This window comes from Streptomyces sp. NRRL S-646 (assembly GCF_000720765.1).
In the GTDB taxonomy this organism is placed as follows: Bacteria; Actinomycetota; Actinomycetes; order Streptomycetales; family Streptomycetaceae; genus Streptomyces.
Genome location: NZ_JODC01000060.1, coordinates 1 through 4,524 on the forward strand (window position 1 = coordinate 1; position 4,524 = coordinate 4,524).

General features: G+C 74.0%; 2 pseudogenes. Both read left to right on the forward strand.

From position 1 onward, the window contains the following. Window positions 1-4: 4 nt before the first annotated feature. A pseudogene (locus IH68_RS60105) lies at window positions 5-1,126 on the forward strand (acyltransferase domain-containing protein); the annotation flags it as partial. A gap of 735 nt (window positions 1,127-1,861) precedes the next feature. Continuing rightward, window positions 1,862-4,524 (forward strand): annotated as a pseudogene (locus IH68_RS60110) (SDR family NAD(P)-dependent oxidoreductase); the annotation flags it as partial.

Here is a 4,524-nt window from a genome sequence, read left to right on the forward strand (position 1 = left end):
GGGTATGGCCACTGAACTCCTCGACACCGATCCGGAGTTCGGTGGGCACTTTGCCGCGTGTGCGGCGGCTGTGGAGGAGTACGTCGACTGGTCGGTCGAAGCCGTGCTGCGCGGTGAGGAGGGTGCCCCCACCCTCGATCGCGTGGACGTGGTCCAGCCGCTGCTGTTCGTGACGATGGTGTCGCTGGCCCGGTTGTGGCAGTCCCGGGGTGTGCGCCCGGACGCGGTGGTCGGGCACAGTCAGGGCGAGATCGCCGCTGCGTGTGTCGCCGGGGGCTTGTCCCTGGAGGATGCGGCGCGTGTGGTCGTGCTGCGCAGCCGGGCCATCATCGCGCTCGCCGGACAGGGCGGCATGGCCTCCGTACTGTTGCCGGTGGCCGAGGTGGAGGAGCGGCTGGCCCCCTGGGAGGGACGGCTCTCGGTCGCCGCCGTCAACGGCCCCGTCTCCGTGGTTGTTTCCGGTGATGCCGAGGCCGTACGCGAGCTGGTGGCCGAGCTGTCCGCCGCAGGCGCCCAGGCCCGCCAGATACCCGTCGACTACGCCTCGCACTCCGCGCAGGTCGAGGAGATCCGTGACCGGCTCCTGGCCGATCTGGCCCCCGTGCGGCCGCGCACCGCGGAGGTGCCGTTCTTCTCCACCGTCACTTGTGACTGGCTGGACACCGAGAACCTCGACGCCGGGTACTGGTACGACAACCTGCGGCGTACCGTGCGCTTTGCCGACGCCGTACAGGCCCTGGCCGCCCAGGACTTCCGCGCCTTCGTCGAGTCCAGCCCGCATCCCGTGCTCACCGCCGCCGTCCGCGACACCCTCGACGAGGACGGCCGCACCGGCACCGTGGTCACCGGCACGCTGCGCCGCGGCGAAGGCGGACCGCGCCGCTTCCTCGCCTCCCTGGCCGAACTGAGCGTACGCGGCGCCGCCCCCATCGACCGGACGGCCCTGATCGGCGCCGGAACCCGGGTCGACCTGCCCACCTACGCCTTCCAGCGCCGTACCTACTGGCCCACGCCCGCCCAGCTCACCGGTCCCGCGAAGGCCGTCGGCAGCGATCTCGACGCCCGCTTCTGGGAGTCCGTCGAGAAGGGCGAGACCGCCCCGCTGGCCGCCGCCCTCCACCTCGACCAGGACACCCTCTCCACGGTCCTGCCCGCCCTGAGCGACTACCGCAGGCGCAGCCGCGAGACCGCCACCGTGGACGCCTGGCGTTATCGCGTCACCTGGAAACCCCTGCCCGCCACCCCCGCGCCCGTACTGCGCGGCAGCTGGCTCGTCGCCCTGCCCGCCGCCCACCAGGACCCGGCCCACCCCGGCCACGCCCACACCGCCGCCGTCGTCGACGCCCTCGCCCGCGCGGGAGCCGACCCGGTCACCGTCGCGGTCGCCCCGCACGACGGCCGCGAGCGCATCGCCGAACTCCTCCGCGCCACCGGGCAGGACCGCCCGCGGGCCGTCCTGTCGCTGCTCGCCCTCGACGAGGAGGAGTACGACGGCCTGCCCGGCCTGCCCCGCGGCTTCGCCGCCACCGTCTCCCTCGTCCAGGCCCTCGACGACGTCGGCCAGGAGGCACCCGTCTGGTTCGCCACCCGGGGCGCCGTCGCCACCGGCCCGACCGAGACCGTCGACTCCCCCCAACAAGCCCTTGCCTGGGGCTTCGGCCGGGTCGTCGCCCTGGAACAGCCCCAGCGCTGGGGCGGCCTCCTCGACCTGCCCGCCACGCTCGACCGCTCCGCCGCCGAACGGCTCACCGCCGCCCTCGCCGGGGTCGGCCAGGAGGACCAGCTCGCCGTCCGCGACACCGGCCTGCTCGCCCGCCGCCTCAACCGGGCCGCGACGGGAGGCCTGGGCGCACGCCGCGACTGGACCCCCACCGGCACGGTCCTGGTCACCGGCGGCACCGGCGCCCTCGGCCGCCAGGTCGCCCGCAGCCTCGCCCGCCAGGGCGCCCCCGGCCTGCTCCTGGTCAGCCGTACCGGCGCCGACGCCCCCGGTGCGGCCGAACTCCGCGCCGAACTCACCGAACTCGGGGCCGGACACGTCGAGATCGCCGCCTGCGACATCGCCGACCGTGACCAGCTCGCCGCCCTGCTGGCAGCCATCCCCGCCGAACGGCCGCTCACCGCCGTCTTCCACACCGCCGCCGTCCTGCGTGACGGCGTCATCACCACCCTCACGCCCGAGCAACTCGCCGAAGTCCTGCGGGTCAAGGTCGGCGGCGCCCGCAACCTCGACGCCCTCACCGCCGGCCTCGACCTGTCCGCGTTCGTCCTGTTCTCCTCCACGGCCGGCACGATCGGCGCCCCCGGCCACGCCAACTACGCCCCCGGCAACGCCCTCCTCGACGCCCTCGCCCAGCAGCGCCGCTCCCACGGCCTGCCCGCCACCGCCATCGCCTGGGGACCCTGGGCCGACGGCGGCATGGCGGAAGGCTCCGTCGGCGAACGCCTCCAGCGGCACGGCGTGCGCCCCATGAACCCCGACCTCGCCCTCGGTGCCCTGCAACAGGCCCTCGACCACGACGACACCACCCTCGCCGTCACCGACATCGACTGGGACCTGTTCGCCCACGCCTACACCACCGCCCGGCCCCGTCCCTTCCTCGACGACCTGCCCGACGCCCGGCACGCCCTCACCGCCCGCCGCACCCCGGACCACGGCCCCCGTCACACAGCTGACGACGACCCCGACACCGGCGACCTCACCCGGCAACTCGCCGCACTCGCCGAACCCGAACAGCGGGCCGCCTTCGAGGAACTCGTCCGCGCCCACGTCGCCGTCGTCCTCGACCACAGCGGCCCGCAGGACGTGGAGCCCGCCCGCTCCTTCCGCGAGCTCGGCTTCGACTCCCTCACCGCCGTGGAACTCCGCAACGCCCTCAGCGGAGCCCTCGGCCGCCCCCTGCCCGCCACCCTCGTCTTCGACTACCCCACCCCGACCGCCCTCGCCGAACACCTCCGCAGCGCCCTCGCCCCGACCCCCGCCGACACCCCGGCCGCCCTCCTTCCCGCGCCGCGCGCGACCGCCGACGACCCGATCGTCATCACCGCGATGAGCTGCCGCTTCCCCGGCGGGGCCAACACCCCCGAGGAGTTCTGGCACCTGCTCGCGGACGGCACGGACGCCATCACCGAGTGGCCCGACGACCGCGGCTGGGACATCGACGCCCTCTACGACCCCGAGCCCGGTGTGGCGGGCCGCGCCAGCACCCGCGGCGGCGGATTCCTCGACCACGCCGCCGAGTTCGACCCCGGCTTCTTCGGGATATCGCCGCGTGAGGCGCTGGCGATGGACCCGCAGCAGCGGCTGCTGCTGGAGCTGGCGTGGGAGGCGTTCGAGCGGGCCGGGATCGACCCGACGACGCTGCAACTCCGCAAGCGTGATGTCAGGCCGCGTGTCCTACACCCTCGGCCTGGAAGGCCCCGCGGTGACGGTGGACACGGCGTGTTCGTCGGCCCTGGTGGCGTTGCATCTGGCGGTGCAGGCGCTGCGGGCGGGGGAGTGTGATCTGGCGCTGGCCGGTGGTGTGACGGTGATGTCGACGCCCGGACTGTTCCTGGACTTCAGCCGGCAGCGGGGGCTCGCGGCGGACGGCCGGTGCAAGGCGTTCTCGGACGGAGCGGACGGGGCCGGGTTCTCCGAGGGCGCGGGTTTGGTGCTGGTGGAGCGGCTGTCGGACGCCCGGCGCAAGGGGCACCGGGTGCTGGCCGTGGTGGCCGGGTCGGCGGTGAACCAGGATGGTGCCAGCAATGGTCTGACGGCGCCGAATGGTCCGTCGCAGCAGCGGGTGATCCGGCAGGCGCTGGCCGGTGCCGGGCTCAGGCCCGCGGATGTGGATTGACGGACAGTGCCGACTGGCCGCAGGCCGAAGGACATGTGCGTCGGGCCGGTGTGTCGTCGTTCGGTATCAGTGGCACGAACGCGCATGTGGTGCTGGAGGAGCCGCCGGTCGAGGCGGAGTCCGGGCCGGTGAGCGCTCCGGCCGACGGTGGTGTGGTGCCGTGGGTGGTGTCCGGTCGTACGGCCGCGGCGCTGCGGGCCCAGGCCGGTCGGCTGGCGGAATTCGTGACCGGCGACGAGGCACTCGGTGTCGCTGAGGTCGGCCGGTCGCTGGTGCGGTCGCGGTCGTTGTTCGAGCACCGGGCCGTGGTCTGGGGCACGGACCGTACGGAGTTGCTGCGCGGTCTTGAGGCGGTCGCTTCCGGTGAGGAGGCGGTGAACGCCGCGACGGGCACGACCCGGCGCGATGCGCGCACGGGGTTCCTGTTCGCGGGGCAGGGCTCTCAACGGCTTGGTATGGGCCGGGAGTTGTACGACGCGTACCCGGTCTTCGCGGCCGCCTTCGACGCGGTGGATGCGGAACTCCCGTTCAGCCTGCGGGAGGTGGTGTTCGGTGAGGACGCGGACCTGCTGAACCGGACCGAGTACGCCCAGCCCGCCCTGTTCGCCCTGGAAGTGGCGCTGTTCCGGCTGCTGGAGTCCTGGGGTGTGCGCCCCGACGTGCTGGCCGGTCACTCCATCGGTGA